This window comes from Pseudomonas sivasensis, assembly GCF_013778505.1.
GTDB lineage: Bacteria > Pseudomonadota > Gammaproteobacteria > Pseudomonadales > Pseudomonadaceae > Aquipseudomonas > Aquipseudomonas sivasensis.
The window spans coordinates 1-23,102 of the sequence record NZ_JAAOWU010000014.1; the positions used below are offsets into that span (position 1 = coordinate 1).

At 59.2% G+C, this 23,102-nt stretch carries 21 protein-coding genes; 19 read left to right on the forward strand and 2 right to left on the reverse strand.

Annotation, left to right across the window (positions count from 1 at the left end; genetic code table 11):
- Window positions 1-220: 220 nt before the first annotated feature.
- Both G9Q84_RS20775 and G9Q84_RS20780 read right to left on the reverse strand, forming a co-directional pair.
- The gene (locus tag G9Q84_RS20775) at window positions 221-1,441 is read right to left on the reverse strand and encodes a CaiB/BaiF CoA transferase family protein (protein WP_032885010.1); all 1,221 of its coding nucleotides are present in this window, start codon (window positions 1,439-1,441) and stop codon (window positions 221-223) included.
- A 12-nt stretch (window positions 1,442-1,453) separates the two neighbouring features.
- A complete protein-coding gene (locus G9Q84_RS20780; protein ID WP_003187423.1) occupies window positions 1,454-2,635 on the reverse strand; it encodes an acyl-CoA dehydrogenase in 1,182 nt (393 codons plus the stop codon).
- 156 nt (window positions 2,636-2,791) lie between these two features.
- Here G9Q84_RS20780 and G9Q84_RS20785 point away from each other — a divergent pair, with 156 nt between their 5' ends.
- The 19 genes from G9Q84_RS20785 (at window position 2,792) to G9Q84_RS20875 (ending at window position 23,071) form a co-directional block, all read left to right on the forward strand.
- Complete coding sequence (locus tag G9Q84_RS20785; RefSeq protein ID WP_181644023.1) at window positions 2,792-3,691, forward strand: LysR family transcriptional regulator; 900 nt, start codon at window positions 2,792-2,794, stop codon at window positions 3,689-3,691.
- Window positions 3,692-4,143: 452 nt separating this feature from the next.
- The gene (locus G9Q84_RS20790) at window positions 4,144-5,265 is read left to right on the forward strand and encodes a Re/Si-specific NAD(P)(+) transhydrogenase subunit alpha (protein ID WP_032885012.1); all 1,122 of its coding nucleotides are present in this window, start codon (window positions 4,144-4,146) and stop codon (window positions 5,263-5,265) included.
- Between the two features lie 15 nt (window positions 5,266-5,280).
- Window positions 5,281-5,604 (forward strand): NAD(P) transhydrogenase subunit alpha part 2, encoded by a 324-nt coding sequence (locus G9Q84_RS20795; protein ID WP_005783507.1) that lies wholly within the window; start codon window positions 5,281-5,283, stop codon window positions 5,602-5,604.
- The gene (locus G9Q84_RS20800) at window positions 5,604-7,040 is read left to right on the forward strand and encodes an NAD(P)(+) transhydrogenase (Re/Si-specific) subunit beta (protein WP_095185312.1); all 1,437 of its coding nucleotides are present in this window, start codon (window positions 5,604-5,606) and stop codon (window positions 7,038-7,040) included. The genes G9Q84_RS20795 and G9Q84_RS20800 overlap by 1 nt, the downstream gene beginning before the upstream one ends.
- Window positions 7,041-7,219: 179 nt before the next feature.
- Entirely contained in the window at window positions 7,220-8,713 is a 1,494-nt protein-coding gene (locus G9Q84_RS20805) for an acetyl-CoA hydrolase/transferase family protein (RefSeq protein ID WP_099601843.1), read from the forward strand.
- 318 nt (window positions 8,714-9,031) lie between these two features.
- The gene (locus G9Q84_RS20810) at window positions 9,032-9,247 is read left to right on the forward strand and encodes a DUF1127 domain-containing protein (RefSeq protein WP_032885015.1); all 216 of its coding nucleotides are present in this window, start codon (window positions 9,032-9,034) and stop codon (window positions 9,245-9,247) included.
- A gap of 283 nt (window positions 9,248-9,530) precedes the next feature.
- Complete coding sequence (locus G9Q84_RS20815) at window positions 9,531-9,851, forward strand: DUF2388 domain-containing protein (protein WP_181644024.1); 321 nt, start codon at window positions 9,531-9,533, stop codon at window positions 9,849-9,851.
- A gap of 105 nt (window positions 9,852-9,956) precedes the next feature.
- On the forward strand, window positions 9,957-10,265 hold the full coding sequence (locus tag G9Q84_RS20820) for a DUF2388 domain-containing protein (protein WP_032885019.1): 309 nt from the start codon (window positions 9,957-9,959) through the stop codon (window positions 10,263-10,265).
- A gap of 39 nt (window positions 10,266-10,304) precedes the next feature.
- Window positions 10,305-10,625 carry a DUF2388 domain-containing protein gene (locus G9Q84_RS20825; protein WP_027608008.1) on the forward strand — a complete coding sequence of 107 codons (321 nt, stop codon included), beginning with the start codon at window positions 10,305-10,307 and terminating at the stop codon, window positions 10,623-10,625.
- Window positions 10,622-12,583 (forward strand): DUF7844 domain-containing protein, encoded by a 1,962-nt coding sequence (locus G9Q84_RS20830; protein WP_095185310.1) that lies wholly within the window; start codon window positions 10,622-10,624, stop codon window positions 12,581-12,583. The genes G9Q84_RS20825 and G9Q84_RS20830 overlap by 4 nt, the downstream gene beginning before the upstream one ends.
- Window positions 12,584-12,962: 379 nt before the next feature.
- Window positions 12,963-14,270 carry a CitMHS family transporter gene (locus G9Q84_RS20835; protein ID WP_032885023.1) on the forward strand — a complete coding sequence of 436 codons (1,308 nt, stop codon included), beginning with the start codon at window positions 12,963-12,965 and terminating at the stop codon, window positions 14,268-14,270.
- 64 nt (window positions 14,271-14,334) lie between these two features.
- Window positions 14,335-15,102 (forward strand): TerC family protein, encoded by a 768-nt coding sequence (locus G9Q84_RS20840; RefSeq protein ID WP_032885024.1) that lies wholly within the window; start codon window positions 14,335-14,337, stop codon window positions 15,100-15,102.
- Between the two features lie 214 nt (window positions 15,103-15,316).
- Entirely contained in the window at window positions 15,317-16,975 is a 1,659-nt protein-coding gene (locus G9Q84_RS20845) for a Na/Pi cotransporter family protein (RefSeq protein ID WP_095185309.1), read from the forward strand.
- 57 nt (window positions 16,976-17,032) lie between these two features.
- Entirely contained in the window at window positions 17,033-18,415 is a 1,383-nt protein-coding gene (locus G9Q84_RS20850) for a M16 family metallopeptidase (protein WP_181644025.1), read from the forward strand.
- Between the two features lie 72 nt (window positions 18,416-18,487).
- On the forward strand, window positions 18,488-19,519 hold the full coding sequence (locus G9Q84_RS20855) for a DUF5924 family protein (RefSeq protein ID WP_032885028.1): 1,032 nt from the start codon (window positions 18,488-18,490) through the stop codon (window positions 19,517-19,519).
- 55 nt (window positions 19,520-19,574) lie between these two features.
- Window positions 19,575-20,723: an ABC transporter permease gene (locus G9Q84_RS20860; RefSeq protein ID WP_095185307.1), complete on the forward strand. Its 1,149-nt coding sequence runs from the start codon at window positions 19,575-19,577 to the stop codon at window positions 20,721-20,723.
- Window positions 20,720-21,523 (forward strand): ABC transporter ATP-binding protein, encoded by an 804-nt coding sequence (locus tag G9Q84_RS20865; RefSeq protein ID WP_095185306.1) that lies wholly within the window; start codon window positions 20,720-20,722, stop codon window positions 21,521-21,523. The genes G9Q84_RS20860 and G9Q84_RS20865 overlap by 4 nt, the downstream gene beginning before the upstream one ends.
- 1 nt (window position 21,524) lies before the next feature.
- Window positions 21,525-22,463: an MlaD family protein gene (locus tag G9Q84_RS20870; protein WP_032885033.1), complete on the forward strand. Its 939-nt coding sequence runs from the start codon at window positions 21,525-21,527 to the stop codon at window positions 22,461-22,463.
- Window positions 22,460-23,071 (forward strand): ABC-type transport auxiliary lipoprotein family protein, encoded by a 612-nt coding sequence (locus G9Q84_RS20875; protein ID WP_181644026.1) that lies wholly within the window; start codon window positions 22,460-22,462, stop codon window positions 23,069-23,071. The genes G9Q84_RS20870 and G9Q84_RS20875 overlap by 4 nt, the downstream gene beginning before the upstream one ends.
- The last annotated feature ends 31 nt before the right edge of the window (window positions 23,072-23,102 follow it).

Consider the following 23,102-nt stretch of genomic DNA (forward strand, 5'->3'; position numbering starts at 1 on the left):
TTCAACTTCCTTTTGGCTTCGATGAACTGAAGCAACTTACTGCCGAAAACTGCGCAACTCATTGTTTACCAAGGAGTTTTCCGTTTCGACTGCGCCGGAAGTGGGGCGAATTATAGGCTCCCAGAATCTCACGTCAACCTTTTAATTTGCTATACCTATCAATTGGCTATGATTGATTAAAAAATGGTCAACCGAGCGCATTATATATAGAACAGAACATCTAGATGACACCTGCCCCCCTTAAAGCAGCCACATTCGCAGCCCCCAACCCGAGCACACGCTGTAGTACCTGAGCTGTATGCTCACCCAACAGCGGAGGCGCACTGCGGTACTCCACAGGCGTCTTGGACAACCGAATGGGGCTGGCAACCTGAGGCACCATCCCCGCCAGCGCATGTGGTAGCTGCATAGCCAACCCACGCGCCTTGACCTGCGGATCAGCAAACACCTGCGCCAAATCATTGATCGGCCCACAAGGCACACCCACCCGCTCCAGCCGCGACACCCACTCAGCCGTCGTTTTGAAGACAGTAGCCTGGCGAATCAACGGAATCAGCTCTGCACGGTTAGCCACTCGTACCTTATTAGTAGAGAAGCGCGGATCATCCGCCCACTGCGGCTGACCAGCCACTTCGGCGAACTTGCGAAACTGGCTGTCATTTCCCACCGTCAGAATGAAATCACCATCGGCTGTAGGGAAGTCCTGATAAGGCACGATATTCGGATGAGCGTTACCCAGACGCTTTGGGGACACCCCTGTCGTTAGGTAATTCATCGCCTGATTAGCCAGACACGCCACCTGCACATCAAGCAATGCCATATCGATATGCTGACCACCACCGTCGTGATCGCGATGCGCCAGCGCAGCAAGAATCGCCACCGTCGAGTAGAGCCCAGTAAGGATGTCAGTTAACGCCACCCCAACCTTCACCGGCCCCGCACCCTCATCACCCTCCGGTCGACCGGTCAGACTCATCAGCCCGCCCAGCCCCTGGATCATGAAGTCGTAGCCCGCACGGCCGGCATACGGTCCGGTCTGGCCAAACCCAGTGATGGAGCAATAGATCAACTCCGGATTAACGGCCTTGAGTGACTCATAGTCCAGCCCATATGCCGCCAGGCCACCGACCTTGAAGTTCTCGATCAGGATGTCGGACTTGGCCGCCAGGTCCCGCACCAATTGCTGACCCTCCGGTTGCGTAAAATCGATAGTCACCGACTCTTTATTACGATTAGCGGATAGGTAGTACGCCGCCTCACTGGTGTTCTCGCCATAAGCATCCTTAAGGAAGGGCGGGCCCCAAGCACGCGTATCGTCACCGTTACCGGGACGCTCGACCTTGATCACCTCAGCCCCAAGATCCGCAAGAATCTGTCCGGACCAAGGGCCCGCCAACACTCGCGACAAATCCAGTACCCGCAGATGCGAAAGCGCGCCCATACCGCTCTCCTATTAATAGAACGCCTGAAGACCGGTTTGCGCGCGCCCCAGAATCAAGGCGTGAACGTCATGTGTGCCCTCATAGGTGTTAACCACTTCAAGATTCACCAAATGACGCGCCACCCCGAACTCGTCGGAAATCCCATTGCCACCCAACATGTCCCGCGCCATACGAGCGATATCCAAAGACTTGCCGCACGAGTTGCGCTTCATGATCGACGTAATCTCAACCGCAGCCGTTCCCTCATCCTTCATACGCCCCAGACGCAAGCAACCTTGCAGCGCCAGAGTGATCTCGGTCTGCATATCCGCCAGTTTCTTTTGGATCAGTTGGGTAGCCGCCAATGGACGACCGAACTGCTGACGATCAAGCGTGTATTGGCGAGCGGTGTGCCAGCAGAACTCGGCAGCCCCCAACGCCCCCCAGGAGATGCCATAGCGCGCCGAGTTAAGGCAGGTGAAAGGACCTTTCAAGCCACGCACATCCGGGAAAATGTTCTCTTCCGGCACAAACACGTTGTCCATCACGATCTCACCAGTAATAGAGGCGCGAAGGCCGACCTTGCCGTGAATCGCTGGCGCACTCAGGCCCTTCCAGCCTTTCTCCAAGACAAAACCACGGATATCACCGGCGTCATCCTTACCCCACACTACAAACACGTCTGCAATCGGGCTATTGGTGATCCACATCTTGGCGCCCGTAAGGCTGTAGCCGCCGTCCACTTTGCGCGCACGCGTAATCATCGCGCCTGGATCAGAGCCGTGGTTAGGCTCGGTCAAACCAAAACAGCCAATCCATTCGCCGGAGGCCAGCTTGGGCAAGTACTTCTGCTTTTGCGCTTCGGTGCCGAACTCATTGATAGGCACCATTACCAATGACGACTGAACACTCATCATGGAACGGTAACCGGAGTCGACGCGCTCAACTTCACGCGCAATCAACCCGTAACTGACATAGTTCAAGCCACTGCCACCGTACTGCTCAGGAATCATCGCCCCCAGCAAGCCGGTTTCACCCATTTCACGGAAAATCGCCGGATCTGTTTTTTCATGGCGGAAGGCTTCGAGAACACGGGGCGCCAGCTTGTCCTGGGCAAATTGCTCAGCACTGTCACGCACCATGCGCTCTTCTTCGGTGAGCTGTTGATCCAGCAGTAGCGGATCGATCCAGTTAAAGCTTGCCTTGCCAGCCATGAATAAGTCCTCGCAAAGAAATCAGATGTCGTGGGGGGAGCCTAGGCCGAGCGAGCGGGGAGAGCAAACGAGGTTTCCGCATAGCCTTGTGCTAATTTCTCACTCCGTAACACTCAGAAACTGCGCAAGCGCGCTTTATATGTGAGTACAACGTACATGCGCAGAAAAATACCAAGCACAACCGCCCTCGTCAGTTTTGAAGCGGCCGCACGCCACGAGAGCTTTACCAAGGCTGCGCACGAGCTCTCCATTACCCAGGGTGCCATTTGTCGGCAGATAGCCAGCCTAGAGGAGTTTTTGAGTGTCGAGCTATTTCGGCGATCACGGCGTGGGGTAAAGCTGACGGAAGCAGGTCTGTCCTACAGCCGCAGAGTGGCAACTCAGCTGGATGCCGTGGAACGCGACACCCTGTCAGTCATGGGCCAGCAGGGCGCCAACACTATCGAGTTGGCCGTAGTACCCACCTTTGGTACCCAATGGTTGATCCCTCGCCTCAAGGACTTTCAACGGCAGCACCCAGAGGTGACTGTAAATCTGACCAACCGCACACGCCCCTTTCTGTTCGCCGATACCGACTTCGACGCGGCGATCTACTTCGGCGACGCTGATTGGTCCGGCACCGAGTCCCACCGGCTGCTGGGAGAAAATCCCGTCCCCGTGTGCAGCCCGCGCCTTTTGGGTGACCGCAACCGTTTCACGCCACAGGAGATCGGGGAACTGCCATTGCTTCAGCAGACCACCCGTCCGTACGCCTGGCGCCAATGGTTCAACGCTCAGCAGTTGAACGTCCCGCGCGACATGACAGGCCCGCGTTACGAGCTATTCTCGATGCTGTCCCAAGCAGCCATGCACGACATGGGCATTGCGCTGATCCCACCGTTCCTGATCCAGCGAGAACTGGACGAGCATCAACTGGTGATCGCCAACCCTGACGCGCTAACAAGCACCAAGGCTTATTACCTGATGATTCCTGACAGGAAAGTCGAATCAGCCTCATTGCAGGCGTTTCGGGACTGGCTCATTGACCAATCCCAGCGCTATAGCCCCAGCAATTAAAGGCCAAAGCCCTCATGCTGACTTTGTAGTCAGTTAATTTTTGATCCTACAGATATACGTATATGTCGCATTTTCACAGACTGTATCTATCCATCAAAAATAGGGCTTAACACCATGATTTTAGTGGCTTGCAGCGACTCCAACAGGCCAATGCCCGACTATTCACATCAATCATGGGCAAACACCAAAAAAACACCTAGGGCCCTTTAATTACCTGTATTTAAAGAGGTTATTTCAGCATGTTGCGACAATCAGTCACAGGGTGACTTGTAGTTAATTTTTCGTCACCCGTCATAATCCCTTGAAGGCCGTAAAGTTCGCCTGCAAAATGCCGCGCCCCGCTGTCATTTCAGCGGGATCGTGCTGATCGGCCGCCCCAGTTGCGCCACTCGCGGTGCACTGGCCTTTTTACAAAAAGATCAAAAGCAAAAAGATCATGCAGGAGATTTGACGTGCACATTGGTGTTCCTCTCGAAACCCAGACCGGTGAAACGCGGGTGGCTGCCACCCCGGAAACCATCAAGAAGCTGATCGGCCAGGGCCATAAGGTCACTGTACAAAGCGGGGCTGGCCTGAAAGCCAGTGTCGTCGACAGTGCCTATGAAACGGCAGGCGCAACCATTGGCAGTGCCAACGATGCGTTCGGCGCCGAGCTGATCCTCAAGGTGGTAGCGCCCAGCGACAGCGAACTTACGCTGATCAAAAGCGGCACCGTTTTGGTGGGCATGCTCAATCCGTTCAGCAACGAAACCATTGCCAAGCTGGCGGAGAAGGGCATCACCGCTTTCGCTCTTGAAGCCGCGCCACGCACTTCGCGGGCACAGAGCCTCGACGTGTTGTCGTCTCAGGCCAACATCGCGGGCTATAAAGCCGTACTGCTGGCTGCTCATCACTATCCGCGCTTCATGCCGATGCTGATGACCGCCGCCGGCACCGTCAAAGCCGCGCGCGTGCTGATCCTCGGCGCCGGTGTTGCTGGTCTGCAGGCGATTGCCACGGCGAAACGCCTGGGCGCAGTGATCGAAGCGTCTGACGTGCGCCCCGCCGTCAAAGAGCAAATTGAATCCCTCGGCGCCAAGTTCGTCGACGTGCCCTACGAGACTGACGAAGAACGCGAATGCGCCGTCGGCGTCGGTGGTTACGCACGCCCGATGCCAACCAGTTGGATGCAGCGCCAGGCCCTGGCCGTGCACGAGCGCGCCAAGCAAGCCGATATCGTCATCACCACCGCACTGATTCCCGGGCGTAAAGCACCCACACTGCTCAGCGCCGAGACCGTCGCGCAGATGAAGCCTGGCTCGGTGGTCATCGACCTCGCCGCCGCCCAAGGTGGCAACTGCCCGCTCACCGTGGCTGACGAAACCGTCGTGGAAAACGGCGTGATCATCTGTGGCCCGACCAATCTCGCCGGTGCTGTCGCCGCCGACGCGTCAGCCTTGTACGCGCGCAACCTGCTGGACTTCCTGAAGCTGGTCTTCAACAAGGAAGGGCAGTTTGAACTCAACCTCGAAGACGACATAGTCGCCGCGTGCCTGATGTGCCGCGACGGCCAAGTCATCCGCAAAAACGCCTAAGCAGGGATTCAGACGATGGAAGAGCTTATCTCCCCCGGTATCTACAACCTGATCATCTTTGTGCTGGCGATTTATGTCGGTTACCACGTGGTCTGGAACGTTACCCCCGCGCTGCACACGCCATTGATGGCGGTGACCAACGCCATTTCCGCGATTGTGATCGTCGGCGCCATGCTGGCCGCCGCCCTCACAGTGACACCATTGGGCAAGACCATGGGCACGCTGGCGGTCGCTTTGGCGGCAGTCAATGTGTTCGGCGGCTTCCTGGTGACTCGTAGGATGCTTGAGATGTTCAAGAAGAAAGCGCCCAAAGCTGTGAAAGAAGAGGTGCAGAAGTAATGAGCATGAATCTGGTAACGACGCTCTACCTGATCGCGTCGATCTGCTTTATCCAGGCCCTTAAGGGCCTGTCGCACCCGACCACATCGCGACGCGGCAACCTGTTCGGAATGCTTGGCATGGCGCTGGCGGTGCTCACCACTGTGGGCCTCATCTATAAGCTGGGCGCTGAGCTCGCCACCGCCGGTATCGGCTACGTAATCGTCGGCCTGTTGGTCGGTGGTACCGCAGGCTCGATCATGGCCAAGCGCGTAGAGATGACCAAGATGCCGGAGCTGGTTGCCTTCATGCACAGCATGATCGGCCTGGCTGCGGTGTTTATCGCTATCGCAGCAGTGGTTGAGCCGCAATCGTTGGGCATCGTTAAGCACCTGGGCGATTCAATCCCTGCCGGTAACCGCCTGGAACTGTTCCTCGGCGCTGCTATCGGTGCAATCACCTTCTCGGGTTCGGTGATCGCCTTCGGCAAACTGTCGGGCAAGTACAAGTTCCGCCTGTTTCAGGGCGCACCGGTACAGTTCGGCGGTCAGCACAAACTGAACCTGGTGCTGGGCCTGCTGACCCTCGGCCTGGGCCTGGCCTTTATGTTCACTGGCAACCTCACCGCCTTCGCGCTGATGCTGGCCCTGGCCTTCGTGCTGGGCGTGCTGATCATCATCCCAATCGGCGGCGCCGACATGCCGGTCGTCGTGTCGATGCTCAACAGCTACTCCGGCTGGGCAGCGGCGGGTATCGGTTTCTCGCTGAACAACTCGATGCTGATCATCGCCGGCTCCCTGGTGGGCTCCAGCGGCGCGATCCTGTCGTACATCATGTGCAAGGCGATGAACCGTTCCTTCTTTAATGTACTGCTCGGCGGTTTCGGCAATGCGCCGGATGCCGGTGCTGCGGCAGGCTCGAAAGAAGCGCGCCCGGTGAAGTCCGGCTCGGCCGACGACGCAACCTTCCTGCTGACCAACGCCGACACCGTGATCATCGTTCCAGGCTACGGCTTAGCGGTGGCACGTGCGCAACACGCGCTGAAGGAACTGACCGAGAAGCTGACTCACCGCGGCGTGACCGTGAAGTACGCGATCCACCCGGTGGCAGGCCGCATGCCTGGGCATATGAACGTCCTGCTGGCCGAGGCGGAAGTGCCTTACGACCAAGTGTTCGAAATGGAAGACATCAACTCGGAATTCGGCCAGGCCGACGTAGTCCTGGTGCTGGGCGCAAACGACGTGGTCAACCCGGCCGCGAAGAACGATCCGAACTCGCCAATTGCAGGGATGCCGATTCTGGAAGCCTTCAAGGCCAAAACCATCATCGTCAACAAGCGCTCGATGGCCAGCGGTTATGCCGGTTTGGATAACGAGTTGTTCTACTTGGACAAGACCATGATGGTCTTCGGTGACGCGAAGAAGGTCATCGAAGACATGGTCAAAGCCGTCGAGTAACACTGCTTCAGCGCAATACTCAAAACCCCGGCCTGCGATAGGCTGGGGTTTTTTATTACCGCATGAAACCCGACCAAAGGCTCTAAAACACTACTCGGCATTCGACCATGGTAGCGGGCCGAAACTTTTTGAAATCACTACACTGCCCACCTTGCTTCCGTAGCCTGAGATAACAATTCATGTACCGTGATCGTATCCGCTTGCCTTCGTTGTTGAACAAGGTCATGAGCGCGGCAGACGCCGCCGCACTGATCGAGGACGGCATGACCGTCGGCATGAGTGGCTTCACCCGAGCCGGTGAAGCCAAGGCCGTCCCCCACGCCCTGGCCGAACGCGCCAAGACGTCCCCGCTGAAAATCACCCTAATGACCGGTGCCAGCCTGGGTAATGACCTGGACAAGCAACTGACCGAAGCTGGCGTGCTGTCACGACGCATGCCGTTTCAAGTCGATAGCACGCTGCGCAAGGCAATCAATGCCGGCGAAGTCATGTTTATCGACCAGCATCTGTCGGAAACCGTCGAGCAACTGCGCAACAACCAGCTCAAGCTGCCAGACATTGCTGTGATCGAGGCCGTGGCGATCACCGAACAAGGGCATATCGTGCCCACCACCTCTGTGGGTAACTCGGCCAGCTTCGCGATTTTCGCCAAGCAGGTGATCATCGAGATCAACCTGGCACACAACCCGAATCTCGAAGGGTTGCACGACATCTATATCCCAACCTACCGCCCGACTCGCACGCCGATCCCGCTGGTAAAGGTCGATGACCGCATCGGCAGCACCGCGATTCCCATCCCGCCGGAAAAGATTGTCGCCATTGTCATCACCAACCAGGCGGACTCAGCTTCTACTGTTACACCTCCTGACAGTGACACCCAAGGGATCGCCAATCACTTGATTCACTTCCTCAAACAGGAAGTGGATGCCGGTCGCATGACCAACAAGCTCGGCCCCCTGCAGGCGGGTATCGGAAACATCGCCAACGCGGTGATGTGCGGATTGATCGATTCGCCGTTCGAAGACCTGACGATGTATTCCGAAGTGCTGCAGGACTCGACTTTCGACCTGATCGACGCCGGCAAGCTGAGCTTCGCGTCGGGCAGCTCGATCACGCTGTCGGAACGGCGCAACGCCGATGTGTTCGGCAATCTGGAACACTACAAGGACAAGCTGGTGCTGCGTCCGCAGGAAATCTCCAACCACCCCGAAGTGGTCCGTCGCCTGGGCATTATCGGCATCAACACGGCGCTGGAGTTCGACATCTACGGCAACGTCAACTCCACCCACGTCTGCGGCACGCGGATGATGAACGGCATTGGTGGCTCAGGCGATTTCGCGCGTAACGCGCACTTGGCGATCTTCGTAACCAAGTCAATTGCCAAGGGTGGCGCGATTTCCAGCGTGGTGCCGATGGTCAGTCATGTGGACCATACCGAGCATGATGTCGACATCCTTGTCACCGAAGTCGGCCTCGCTGACCTGCGCGGCCTGGCGCCACGGGAGCGCGCACGGGTGATCATCGACAACTGTGTGCACCCGGCGTACCGCGATGCGCTGAACAATTACTTCAATGCGGCCTGCGCCATCGGCGGACACACCCCACACATCCTGCGCGAAGCACTGAGTTGGCACATTAACCTGGAAGAAACCGGGCATATGCTCAAGGCTTGATTGATACAGATCCGGGCTGATGCAAACACACCTTCATCAGCTCGGCTTCCTGATCGTCACTTCTTAATAAAACTGTACTGCTGTACTGGTCTTTTCCGACAGAAAAATCTTACGCATATCCCCATAACTACCAATTTCGCACCATTAAAGTGCAGACAAGTACAGTTGCCCCATTTTCGTACCGTACAGCACCTATAAACAGTTAACTGGCCCCTCACAATACAGGTGAACTGTATCTAGAGAGTCTTGCGCCGGAGGAGGATCATTGGCATCAGTTAAACCACTACCTAATGCCGCCATAAGCGGAAGGATGTCATCATGGAACGTACACTCAGTTCCGAACTGTTCTTCGAAGAAAAAGCTGTAAACACCCAGGCTTCCATGCCTTTGCGCGTTCTGGCCAACCTGATGTTGTGGCAGCGCCGCATCTCCAGCCGCCACCAACTGGCTCGTCTGGATTCGCGTCTGCTGGCTGACGCCGGTATCAGCGAAGCTCAACGCTACGAAGAGCTGAGCAAGCCGTTCTGGCGCTAATTAGCGCTCGCTGGCCCTGACCCACCGGGTCCACTGCCAGCACTGATTTGTCAAAACAAAGCCCGCCCCGGGAGACCGGAGGCGGGCTTTGTTGTTTTAGGCGCGTGCGTTTCCAGTCATGCATTTAGAGGAACAGGTACAGTTTCATCAATCAATAATATAATAGGTACAGTTTTCAGAACTGCACAAAACCTATCCGAACTGATAAGCCGCGGCCTAATATCCAATCAACATTCGGCGAGTCTCTGCGCCACCTTTATTGCTCATTTATAGGAGTCACCCCATGTCCCGTCTTCGCCTGCTCAGCGCCGCCGCCCTGTTGGTCCTGGCTACAAACGCCAATGCCTCCAGCTTTATAGTGACCACCGACTCCATCGTCGGCGCATTGAAGGCCACTTCAGACGCCACCTCCGATGCAACTTCGTCCCTTCGCGATAACAAAGTCGTGCGTGCCGCCCGAGACGACGCTGCAAGCTTTGTCGCCAGCGAAGGAGCCATTCGTGGTGTGAAGCTGGAAAGCGCCTTGGCCCAGATCCGCCAACAAGCACCACAACTGAATACCGCGACTGACGCACAGCTGGCTCAAGCCATCCTGGCTATCTGATCGCACCTGAAATGAGCGAGCGCCAGTTGCTCTTGAATGCCTCGGCGCTGGCTCTCGCCGGGGCATTGCGCTAGCCTTGGCGCTCGTTTTCAGTTGTCGAGTCCCATGGCTTTTTCATACCGCCTGTTAATTGTCCCTGTCGTGTTTTTCGCTGGCTGGTCGCCACTGGCTTCGGCCTTTGACCTGACCATCCAGAGCACCGTTGCGAGCGCGTATGCCACCAGCAAGGTGACCTCCGCACCGTTCGACCGCAAAGTAGTAGTGGCCGCTCAGGATGACGCCGCCGCGTTCATCGCCACTGACGGCCAATGGCGTGGAGCGCGGCTGGAATCGGCACTGGATTACCTGCGCCGGAACCAACCAAAACTTCATGCAAGCGACCTTGAACTGGCGCAGGCAATTCTCGTCCAATAATCATCTTTGTGTTTCCATCTTTGTATTCGGAGTTCTTCCATGCGTAGCCCGTTGATCGCCGCCACCCTTGGCCTGCTGTTGTTGGCCGACGTTGCCCAGGCGCATACCCTGGTGGCCACCAGTAACATCATTGTCCGCGCCTCCGGCCGCACCATTGATTTCACCTCGGACACCACCACCTCCATCCGCGACTCCAAAGTCGTGCGCGAAGCTCACGATGACGCCGCCAGTTTCGTCGCCACCAATGGCGAAATCCGAGGCGCACAGTTGGAAGCCGCCTTCGATACCCTGCGCACCCGCCTGCCGGAAGCCCGCGACGCCAGCGACCAGACCCTCGCCGAAGCCATCCTCGCTCTGTGAGGCGCCTCGCTGCCTGGCTCCTGGCCGGGACTGTGCTGCTGTGTGCCAGCGCAGCCCAGGCCAGCCTGCAACTGCGGCTCAAGACAGAAGGCTTGAGCCCGGCCGAACAGCAGGCCAGCCAGGCATTGCTCGATGAAGCGATGCGCTCACTGCCGCCGCGCTTTATCGAGCAGTTGGACCGACGCATTGATGTCGGCTGGACCGACAAGATGCCCGAAAATGCCTATGGTCAGGCCTCGTTGGTGTCCGAACTGGACCTCAACCGCAATCTGCTCGCTCCCCTGACCGATGGCAGCGCCGCCACCCAGAAAACCAATCGCCCCCACGGCACCGTGCGCCGGGAAATGCTCGCCACCGTGCTGCATGAATTGACCCATATCTATGACCGTGCGCGCCTGTGGTCCAAGGACGAGCGCGCGCTGATCCAGCGCTGCAGCCGCCAGAACAGCATCACCGGCCTGATCGGCCTGCCCGATCAATGCCGTGGCCAGAATGAACGCCGTTTCACCCTCAGCGATGACCCGCGGCTGCTGGACCTCGCCGGCTGGCCGCAGTATGTCGGCCGGCGCGGTGAGCGCGAGCAGCACAACCGCCAAATCGTGCGCAGCCCAGACATCTACGAAACCAGCAGCCCGCTGGAGTTCGTCGCGGTCAACATGGAGTACTTCCTCCTCGATCCAAGCTACGCCTGCCGACGCCCCGCACTGTTCCGCTATTACCAGCAACACTTCGGCTGGGCACCGCCTGAACAGGATGCCTGCGCCAAGGCCTACCCGTTCCTCAATGCGGGCAACGACTTTGCAAAGACGCCGTTGGGCCACGTGGACCCGGAGCGGGTCTATGAAATTGACTATCTGCTGGCCGAAGCCAACCAGAACCTGGTCAGCCGCTGGGGCCACAGCATGTTGCGCCTGGTGATCTGCGCACCGGGCCGTCCCCGCGGACCAGATTGCCGGCTGGACCTGGACCAGCATCTGGTCTTGTCCTACCGCGCGTTCGTCGGTGACGTACAACTGTCGAGTTGGGATGGCCTGGTGGGCAAGTACCCGTCACGCCTGTTTGTGCTTCCGTTGGCCCAGGTGATCGACGAATACACCAAGACCGAGCTGCGCGGCCTGGCTTCCGTGCCGTTGAGACTGTCACGACAAGAGATCAACGACACCGTCGAACACGCTGCAGAGATGCACTGGAGCTACGACGGCAACTACTTCTTCCTGTCCAATAACTGTGCGGTCGAAAGCCTGAAGCTGTTACGCAGCGGCAGCGCCAACCCGCAACTCACCGGCCTGGACAACATCACCCCCAACGGCCTGCTTGAAGTGCTACAAGCCCGCGGCCTGGCCGATACCAGCGTGCTGAATGACAAACGTGAAGCCCTGCGCCTGGGCTATCACTTTGACTCGTTCCGCGAGCGTTATCAGGCGATGTTCGATGTGCTGCGCAAACACCTGCCGATCAAACAGACCCAGGTTGAAGATTGGCTATCGCTCAGCGCAGCGCAACGGCGCCCATGGTTCGACCAGGCCGATCTGCGCACCAGCGCCGCGTTGTTGCTGCTGGAACAAGCAAGCTTTCGCAAGCAGCTGATGCTGGCGCAGGATGAGGTCAAACAGCGCTATCTCGGTGCCCGCGAGCTGAAAAACGGCGGCATGGAAAAAGCCAACGCCACGCTGCAACAGATCCTCGCCAACAGTGGGTTCCTCAGCAGGCCAGCAGAATTGCTCGGCAGCGGCGGCTACGGCCTGCCACAACCGTCGGAAGCCAAACGCCTGGAATCGGAAAGCGCCGAACGCCAGAAACAGCTGCAATCGCTGACCGGCGAGCTGGATAAAGAGGTGAGGGCGCTGCTGGACCCTGCTCGCGCCGCAGAAATCGCCGCATGCGAAGCCAACCTCAAGCAGGTGGGCGAGCACCTGCGCAAACTGCACAAAGCAGCGGGCGGCCTTGAGCTGCCCTGAAGCAGCCGAAATAAACACATATCAAATGTGGGAGGGGGCTTGCTCCCGATGGCGGTGGGTCAGCTTGCACATGCCGTGACTGACACTCTGCTATCGGGAGCAAGCCCCCTCCCACATTTTCACCTGTGCCCCCTTGAAGACCGTGCGTCTTTTCCATATCACCTGTTTAGCCAGCGAAAGCTGGCTGAAAGCTTTCACGTCTAGGATCGCCCCCACTGCCGGCAAAAGACCGGCTGTTTACAACAACAATGGTGATTCCCGATGTCCGTCCGTACCCGCCTGTTCGCCCCAACTCCCCCCGTACGCCTCGTGCCTTTCGTTCTGCGCTGACCCATCCCGGTTCGCCATTCCCTAGCCGCGCTACGCCTGGAGTATTCCTATGCTGACTTTCCTTGGCTTTGCCATGGTCATCACGTTCATGTTCCTGATCATGACCAAGCGCCTGTCTGCGCTGATCGCCCTGATCATCGTGCCAATCCTGTTCGCGCTGTTCGGCGGTTTCGCACCGAAGATCGGCCCGATGATGCTCGAAGGCATCACCAAGCTCGCGCCAACCGGCGTGATGCTGATGTTCGCCATCCTCTACTTCGCCTTGATGATCGACTCCGGCCTATTCGACCCGGCCGTGCGCAAGATCCTCAAGATGGTCAAAGGCGACCCGCTGAAGGTTTCAGTCGGCACCGCCGTACTGGCCCTGGTGGTGTCCCTGGACGGTGACGGCGCCACCACCTACATGATCTGCGTGGCCGCCATGCTGCCGCTGTACAAGCGCATCGGCATGAGCCCGCGGATCATGGCCGGCTTGATCATTCTCGCCGGTGGCGTGATGAACATGACCCCTTGGGGTGGCCCGACCGCCCGCGCCGCCAGTGCGCTGCATGTGGACCCTTCGGATATTTTCGTACCGATGATTCCGGCCATGGCCGCCGGCGTCGTCGCTATCCTCGCGATCGCCTATATGTACGGTAAGCGCGAACGTGCTCGCCTGGGCGAACTGCACCTGCAGGGCGACGAGATCGACCATAGCGAAATCAGCGTGTCGCAATTTCCAGACGCCCGCCGTCCGAAGCTGATCTGGTTCAACGGCGCACTGACCCTGGCCCTGATGTGCACACTGATCGCCGGCCTGTTGCCGCTGCCGGTGCTGTTCATGGTGGCGTTCAGTATCGCGATGATCGTGAACTACCCGTGCCTGCAACAGCAGAAAGACCGCGTCGCCGCCCATGCTGGCAGCGTACTGGCGGTGGTAGGGCTGATCTTCGCCGCGGGTATTTTTACCGGCATCCTGTCGGGCACCGGCATGGTCGATGCCATGTCCAAGAGCCTGCTGGCGGTCATCCCTGACGCCTTGGGCCCGTACCTGGCCGTTATCACCGCACTGGTGAGCATGCCGTTCACCTTCTTCATGTCCAACGATGCGTTCTACTACGGCGTACTGCCAGTACTGGCCGAAGCCGCCAGCCACTACGGCATCACCGCAGTGGAAATGGCCCGCGCCTCCATCGTTGGCCAACCGGTGCACTTGCTCAGCCCGCTGGTACCGTCGACCTACTTGCTGGTCGCCCTGGCCGGTATCGAATTTGGCGATCATCAGCGCTTCACCCTGAAGTGGGCAGTGCTGGTGTGCCTGTGCATAATGTTCGCCGCATTGCTGATGGGGATTTTTCCGCTGTTCAGCACTCTATAATCGTACAACCCAGCTGCGCCGGCCCTACGCCGGTGCGGCCTAACACACGCTCAAAGGAATACACATGGAATGGCTGACCAATCCGGAAATCTGGATTGCCTTCTTCACCCTGACGGCCCTAGAGATCGTCCTGGGCATCGATAACATCATCATGATTTCGATCCTGGTCAGCCGCATGCCTAAGCATATGCAGGCTCGCACCCGGATATTCGGCCTGGCGCTGGCCATGGTCACGCGCATCCTGTTGCTGCTGTCGATCACGTGGGTCATGCAACTGACTGCCGACCTGTTTGTGGTGTTTGGCCAAGGCATTTCCGGTCGCGATCTGATTCTGTTCTTCGGTGGCCTGTTCCTGCTGTGGAAAAGCTCCCAAGAGATGTACCACGCACTGGAAGGTGAAGACGAAACCCAGGACGAGCCGAAAGGCGCCGGTGGCAAGTTCATCTACACCATCATCCAGATCGCGATCATCGACATCGTGTTCTCCCTGGACTCGGTGATCACCGCCGTCGGCATGGTCTCCCACGTACCGGTCATGGTTGCCGCGATTGTGGTTGCCGTATTGGTGATGATGCTGGCTGCCGGCACCATCAGCGATTTCATCGACAAGCACCCGTCGTTGAAAATGCTGGCGCTGTCGTTCCTGCTGGTGGTGGGTACAGTGCTGATCGCCGAATCCTTCGACGTGCATGTGCCTAAAGGCTATGTCTACTTCGCCATGGCATTCTCGCTGGCGGTAGAAGCGGTGAACATCAAGATGCGCACCGCCATCGCGAAAAAGAAGAAACAGCAGGATCCTGTGAAACTGCGTAAGGACATCCCGGGTCAATAACCCGAGCCAGTCGTAAAAAACGGGGCGCTTGCGTCCCGTTTTTTTTCATCCGCAAAAAGCTGATTTCATGACAGTTTTGTTTCAATCCCCACTTTAGCTATGCGATGCTGGCGCCGAGCCCATTCGCCAACTACAGCTTAAGTACAAGACGTAGAGCGGCACGCGGCAACTTTCCTTCGCTCCTGTTGGAGCACACCTACACGGGGGGCCGAGCATGCTGACCTTGCTCAATCTGCTTTCCGCCGTGACCCTACTTATCTGGGGCACGCACATCGTCCGTACCGGGATCCTGCGGGTCTACGGTTCTAACTTGCGTCAGGTCATCGGGCATAACATGTCCAAACGCTGGCTTGCGTTTGTCGCCGGCATCCTGGTGACAGCCATGGTGCAGAGCAGCAACGCCACGGCCATGCTGGTGACCTCATTTGTGGGCCAGGGCCTGATGGGCCTGATGCCCGCACTGGCGACTATGCTCGGCGCCGACGTCGGTACCGCGCTGATGGCGCGGGTGCTGACCTTTGACTTGTCCTGGCTGTCGCCGCTGTTGATCTTTCTCGGCGTTATTTTCTTTCTGTCGCGCAAACAGACGCGGGCAGGGCAGTTGGGGCGAGTAGGAATAGGCCTCGGTCTGATCATCCTCGCGCTGCAATTGATCGTGGAAGCCGCCGGCCCGATTACCCACGCCCAGGGCGTGAAAGTGCTGTTCGCCTCGCTGACCGGCGACATTTTGCTCGACGCACTGGTCGGCGCCTTGTTTGCGATGATTTCCTACTCCAGCCTGGCCGCCGTATTGCTGACCGCCACCCTCGCCGGCGCCGGTGTGATCGGCTTGCACGTGGCCATCGGCCTGGTGATCGGCGCCAACATCGGCAGCGGCGTGCTGGCCTTCCTCAGCACCAGCATGCAGAACGCCGCCGGGCGCCAAGTGGCCCTAGGCAGTCTGTTGTACAAACTGATTGGCCTGCTGCTGATCATCCCGGTGCTCGACCCGCTGGTACTGTGGATGGACGGCCTGGACTACAACACTCAAGGCATGGTCATCACCTTCCACCTGCTCTACAACGTCAGTCGCTGCCTGATCCTGCTACCGACCATCGGCCCAATGGCGCGCCTCTGCGCGTGGTTGCTGCCCGAGCGAGAAGAGGCCAACGGCAAGGCCAAACCCCGTCATCTGGACCCCACGGCCCTCACCACGCCCAGCTTGGCACTGGCCAATGCAGCCCGCGAAACCCTGCGCCTGGGCGACCTGATCGACAACATGCTCACCGCCATGCAAGAAGTACTGCGCGGCAAGCAAACTGCGATCACCCAGGAGATGCGCAGCCTCAGTGATGACGTCGAAGCGCTCTACAGCGCAATCAAGCTCTACCTGGCGCAAATGCCCCGCGAAGACCTGAGCGAACAGGACAGTCGCCGCTGGGCCGAGATCATCGAACTGTCGATCAACCTGAAGCTCGCCGGCGACCTGATCGAACGCATGCTGCGTAAAGTCCAGCAGCAGAAAACCTCTCAGCGCCGCCAGTTTTCCGAAGTAGGCCTGGAAGAACTCACCGGCCTGCACAGCCAGTTGATAGCCAACCTGCGACTTGGCCTTTCGGTATTCCTCAGCGCCGACCCGGAAAGCGCACGCCAATTGCTACGCGAAAAGCGCCGCTTTCGCGCCCAGGAGCGCCGCTTGGCCCACGCCCATGTGAGCCGTCTGCAACGCAAAATCGTGCAGAGCCTGGAGACCAGTTCCCTGCACCTGGAGCTGATTGCCGACATGAAACGCCTCAATTCGTTGTTTTGTAGCAGTGCGTATGTAGTGTTGGAAACGTCCGACACAGGCGCGCTCTCGGCCGAAGATATTGCCGACATCACGCATTCGCCCTGAACGTACGATGGCCCGTGAAGTCAGTTAGAGCTGACCTCACTCGCCAGGAAGCCAGTTATGCGTCGCCTGTTATTCGCCTGCCTGCTTATGGGTTCTGCCCACGCTTTTGCCTTTGACCGCCTGCAAGTCGAGGGCTACACCTTGCCCAACGGCCTGCAATTGCTACTCAAGCCGGGCACCGAACGTGGGCACGTGGCGATCCGTTTGGTGGTCGGTGTGGGCCTGGATGACTTCGGCTGTGAGGAAAAGGAGTTGCCGCACTTGCTCGAACACTTGCTGTTCAGTGGCATCGACGGCGGCGGCGAAGGCGACCTCGAAGAGCGCATGCAGGCCCTGGGCGGCGAGTGGAACGCCTACACCAGCAATGCCGACACCACCTTCGTAATTGAGGCTCCCGCGAAAAACCAGCGCAAGGTGCTCGACCTGTTACTGGCAATCATCACCCGCACTGAGTTGACCGACGCCAATATCAATGCGGCCAAACAAGTAGTAGAGCGCGAAGACGGCGGCCATTACTCGCACCTGCAACGCCTGCTGGACCGTCAGGACCTGGGCCACACCGCCAGCAATCAACTGGCCGTCGAGTTGGGCCTCAAATGCGCCGAACGCGCCGAGGTCGAGCAACTGACCCGCGACCAGTTGCAGACACTGCGCAAGAATTGGTACGCCCCCAACAACATGACCCTGATCGTCGTCGGCGAACTCGACAAACTGCTGCCGGCCTACCTGGAACGCACCTACGGCGAACTCGACCCGGTAGACCCCACCGAGCACAGGCCCCTGCCGGAAATCCAGCACACCGCCAACAGCCACCGCGAACTGATCCACGGCTGGGTAGGCAACAGCGCCAAACTGCACTGGCTGTTCCCAGAACCGGTATTGGACGACCAGCACGACGAAACCTACGACCTGCTTAAGGACTACCTCGACTGGGCGCTGTACCGTCAACTGCGCCTCAAGCACGGTTTGTCCTACGGCCCCTGGAGCGAACGCGAAGTGCTCGGCGGCGTAGGTTTCCTCAGCATGAATGCCGACCTTGAGCGAGAAAACCTCCCTGAGGCCGAACAGGTACTGCACGACCTCACCGCGCAGTTGCTCAAAGACGGCCTCGACCCGGCCACCTTCGCCCGCCTGCAACAGGCCGCCATCGCGCGGCAAGCCTGGGCCGTGCAGGGCAACAGCGCGTTGGCCGACTACTATTGGGCGGCGTTGGCCGACTACGACAAAGGCCGCTTCAGCGACCCGGTCAAACGCATCAAGGCCGTCAACTTGGATCTGGCGAACCAGGCCATGCGCCAGGTACTCAAGCAGCCTGGCTACTGGCGCATCGAAAAACCGCTGTTAAGTTACGACATGCTCAATTGGATCGGCGCCGGCGTGCTTGGCCTGATCGCCATTGTGTTGATCGGCGTGCGGCTTTATCGCAAACGGATCACGTAATCGGGCACCGAACGCCGGGCTAAGACGTTATTCTGTCTGGGATTTTTTCCTACAAAGACTGCGAACCGCCGAATGCAAAACGTAACCCGTTTAATCACCCGCATCCTCGAACTGATGAAGCGCTACCCAGGGGTGATTGCACTCGGCGGCTTCATCTCGGGTGTGTGCAGTTTCATTCTGGTGGACCGTCAGCAGGGCATGGCCAGTTGGATCGCGGTCATCATGCTGGTGAGCTGGTTGTGGCTGATGCTGGAGAACAGCTTTACCCAGCTGTTCACCAAGGTGTTCAAGCGGGAAATTCCCGAACCCCTGCTGCGCTACGCCACCCAGATGATCCACCAGGAAAGTCTGTTCTTCGTGCTGCCGTTCTTTTTCATCACCACCGCGTGGAACAGTGGCCAATCGATATTCACCGGCCTGCTCGGCGCAGCGGCACTGGTGTCGATCATCGACCCGCTGTACTACAAATGGCTGGCGCCCAAGCGCTCGCTGTTCCTGGCGCTGCACACCCTGACGCTGTTCGCCGCGCTGCTCACCGCGCTGCCGATCATCCTGCACCTGACCACCGCCGAGAGTTACAAGCTCGCCCTCGGCGTAGCCATGGCGTTGTCGATCCCGAGCCTGGCAGTGAGCATGCCGCTGCGCAGCCTCAAGGGCTGGGCGATGCTGCTGGGGGTGACCGCCGCGATTGGTTGCGCAGGCTGGTTCCTACGCAGCTGGGTACCGCCGGCCACGCTGTGGATGACCGAAGTGGCCATCAGCACCCAGCTGCAAGACCGCACGCCAGGCGATGACCTCAAGGAAGTGACCGTCGCTCAACTGCGCAGCAGCGGGCTGTATGCCTATACCGCAATCAACGCGCCACGCGGGCTGAATGAGCGGATCTACCACGTGTGGAAATTCAACGGCAAAGAGGTCGACCGCATTGCCCTGGACATCCACGGCGGGCGCAAGGAAGGCTATCGCGCCTGGACCCACAAACAGAACTTCCCGCCCGATTCGGCGGGGCGCTGGCAAGTTCAAGTGCTGACCGAAGACGGGCAGGTGATCGGCGTGCTGCGCTTCAAAGTGACTGACGCAGCACAAACGGACAACCCGAAGTAGGCTGTATCGTGCTATTACGTAGGAATTGTGGATAGCCAATACAAGCTCGGAGCTTATGACCAGTAGTCCCACGGCCGGCGCAGCCCACCTCGATACCTCCACCGCCCCTCCGTTACTGCGGATTACGGGGGACTGGACGCTGGCCCACTACGCAAACCTAAAGAAGCTGTCGGACAAACTCGACGGCCAATACGACGCCGGCGCACGCATAGACCTCAATGGGCTCGGCGCCCTGGATACTGCCGGCGCCTCGCTGCTGGTGGAACTGCTTGGGCCAACCCGTATCGAGCAATCCGCCGAACAGACCGATTGCAGCCTGTCCGCTGCCGACCGCGCGTTGCTCAAGACCGTCTACCGCTCACTCAACGATTTTTGCGTACCGGAAAAAGCACCGGAAGAGGCTGCCGGTATCCAGGTGTTGGCACGCATCGGGCGGGCGGTGGATACCGTCTGGCAGGACAGCAAGCAATTATTGGGTTTTGTCGGCCTGATCCTCGAAACCTTTGCCCGTGGCATTTTCCGCCCCAAGCGCTGGCGCCTGACGCCGATGGTTGCCCATCTCGAACAGGTCGGCCTCGATGCTGCGCCTATCGTGGCGTTGCTGACCTTTCTAGTCGGTGCCGTGGTGGCGTTTCTTGGCGCCACGGTACTCAAAAGCTTCGGCGCGACAATTTTTACGGTGGACCTGGTGGCGTTCTCCTTCCTGCGGGAATTCGGCGTGTTGCTCACTGCGATCCTGATCGCCGGCCGCACCGCTAGTGCGTTTACCGCGCAGATCGGTTCGATGAAGGCCAACGAAGAAATCGACGCCATCCGCACACTGGGCCTGGATCCGATGGAGTTGCTGGTACTGCCCCGCGTACTCGCGCTGCTGGTCGCGCTGCCGATGCTGACCTTTCTGGCGATGCTCTCGGGGATCGTCGGCGGCGGCGTGGTGTGTGCCGTAGCGCTGGATATTTCCCCGGCGATGTTCCTCTCGCTACTGCAATCGGACATTGGCGTGCAGCACTTTTTGGTGGGCATGGTGAAAGCACCGATCTTCGCCTTTTTGATCGCGGCCATTGGCTGCCTGGAAGGCTTCAAGGTCAGCGGCAGTGCCGAATCGGTCGGCGCCCACACCACCTCCAGCGTGGTGCAATCGATCTTTGTGGTGATCGTGCTGGATGCGGTTGCCGCGCTGTTCTTCATGGAGATGGGCTGGTGAGTCGTCTACACCGTTCGCCCACCGAGGCGGTGATTGAAGTGCGTGGCCTGTGCAATCGCTTCGGCAGCCAGAGCGTGCACGAGAATCTCGACCTGGATTTGTACAAGGGCGAAATCCTTGCGGTGGTCGGCGGCTCCGGCAGTGGCAAGTCGGTGCTGTTGCGCAGCATCGTCGGCCTGCGCCGCCCCAGCGAGGGCGAAGTGCGGGTGTTCGGCAAGAATCTGCCGAGCCTGCCGGAGCATGAGCGTTCGCTGGTAGAGCGGCGCTTCGGCGTGCTGTTCCAGAAGGGCGCGCTGTTTTCCTCGCTGACCGTGACCGAGAACGTCGCGCTGCCACTGATCGAGCACGCAGGCCTCAGCCGCCGCGACGCCGAGCACTTGGCGGCCGTCAAACTCGCCCTCGCTGGGCTGCCGCTGTCGGCCGCCGACAAATACCCCGCGTCGCTCTCCGGTGGCATGATCAAGCGCGCGGCACTGGCCCGGGCCCTGGCGCTGGACCCGGACATCCTGTTCCTCGACGAGCCCACCGCCGGCCTCGACCCGATTGGCGCGGCGCAATTCGACCAACTGATCCTGACCCTGCGCGACGCGCTGGGTCTGAGCGTGTTCCTGGTCACCCATGACTTGGACACGCTGTACACCATCACCGACCGCGTGGCGGTGCTGGCGCAGAAGAAAGTGCTGGTGGCGGACGCCATCGATATCGTCTCGGAAACGGACGACGCCTGGATTCACGAATACTTCCACGGCCCCCGGGGCCGCGCGGCATTGGATGCCGCTCAACCGCTCAACGAGGTATGACATGGAAACCCGAGCCCATCATGTGATGATCGGTCTGTTCAGCGTGATCGTGGTGGTCGGCGCGATGCTGTTTGGCCTGTGGCTGGCCAAATCCAGCGTCGACAGCGCCTTCCAGGATTACGAAGTGATCTTCAACGAGGCGGTCAGCGGCTTGTCTCAAGGCAGCTCGGTGCAATACAGCGGGATCAAGGTGGGCGACGTGATCAGCCTGAGCCTGGACCCCAACGACCCGCGCCGCGTACTCGCGCGTATCCGCCTGGCCGGGCAGACGCCGATCAAGGAAGACACCCAAGCCAAACTCGCGCTGACCGGCATCACGGGCACGTCGATCATCCAACTCAGCGGCGGGACACCTCAAAGTGCGGTGCTCAAGGGCAAGGATGGCAACCTGCCGCAGATCATCGCCTCGCCATCACCCATCGCGCGGCTGCTGAACAACAGCAATGACCTGATGACCGGCATCAACCTGCTGCTGCACAACGCCAACGAGATGTTCTCCTCGGATAACGTCGAGCGACTGAGCAAGACCCTGGATAACCTGCAACAAACCACTGGCGCCATTGCCGACCAACGCGGCGATATCAAGGTGGTGATGCAACAACTGATGCAAGTCAGCAAACAAGCCACCGCTGCTCTGGAGCAGACCACGGTGCTGATGCGTAACGCTAACGGGTTGCTCAACGATCAAGGCAAACAGGCGTTCGGCAGCGCCGAACAGGCGATGAAATCCTTGGAGCAAAGCACCGCCACCATCAATACCTTGCTGACCAATAATAAAGACTCGGTGAACAGTGGCATGCAGGGCCTCAACGAACTGGCGCCGGCGGTGCGCGAACTGCGCGAAACACTCGGTTCGCTGCGCGCCATCTCCCGCCGCCTGGAAGCCAACCCCAGCGGTTACCTGCTGGGCAGTGATAAGAACAAGGAGTTCACGCCATGAAGCGTGCTTATCAAATGATCGCTCCTGTGGCGCTGGCACTGGTGAGCGCATGCTCGATCCTGCCTAAAGCCGACCCGTCGGACGTCTACCGCCTGGCCTCCGCCCAGACGACGACTCAAGGCACCCCGGTAGGTTGGTCGCTACGCCTGACCAAGCCACAAACCAGCGAGTTCCTCGACAGCCCACGCATCGCCGTGGTGCCCAATGGCGACCTGATCAGCAGCTACGCCAACTCGCGCTGGAGCGATCCCGCGCCGGTGCTGTTGCGTAATCGCCTATTGGACGGCTTCCAGAGTGACGGCCGAGTGACGCTGTTGAGCACCGACGACACCAATCTGCAGGCCGACTATGAGCTGGGCGGGCAGTTGCAGGCGTTTCAGAGTGAGTACCGGGGCAATGCGGTGGAGGTGGTGATCCGCCTCGACGCACGCCTGGTGCGTGGCAGTGATCAGCGGATTATTGCCAGCCGGCGGTTTGAAGTGCACCAAGCGGTGAGCGATACCAAGGTGCCGGCGGTGGTGGCCGGGTTTGGAGTGGCCGGGGATCAGTTGAGCAGGCAGGTGGTGGAGTGGGTTGTTCAGCAGGGCAACGGTGTTGCGAAACGCTGAGGGCCTCATCGGGGGCAAGCCCCCTCCCACA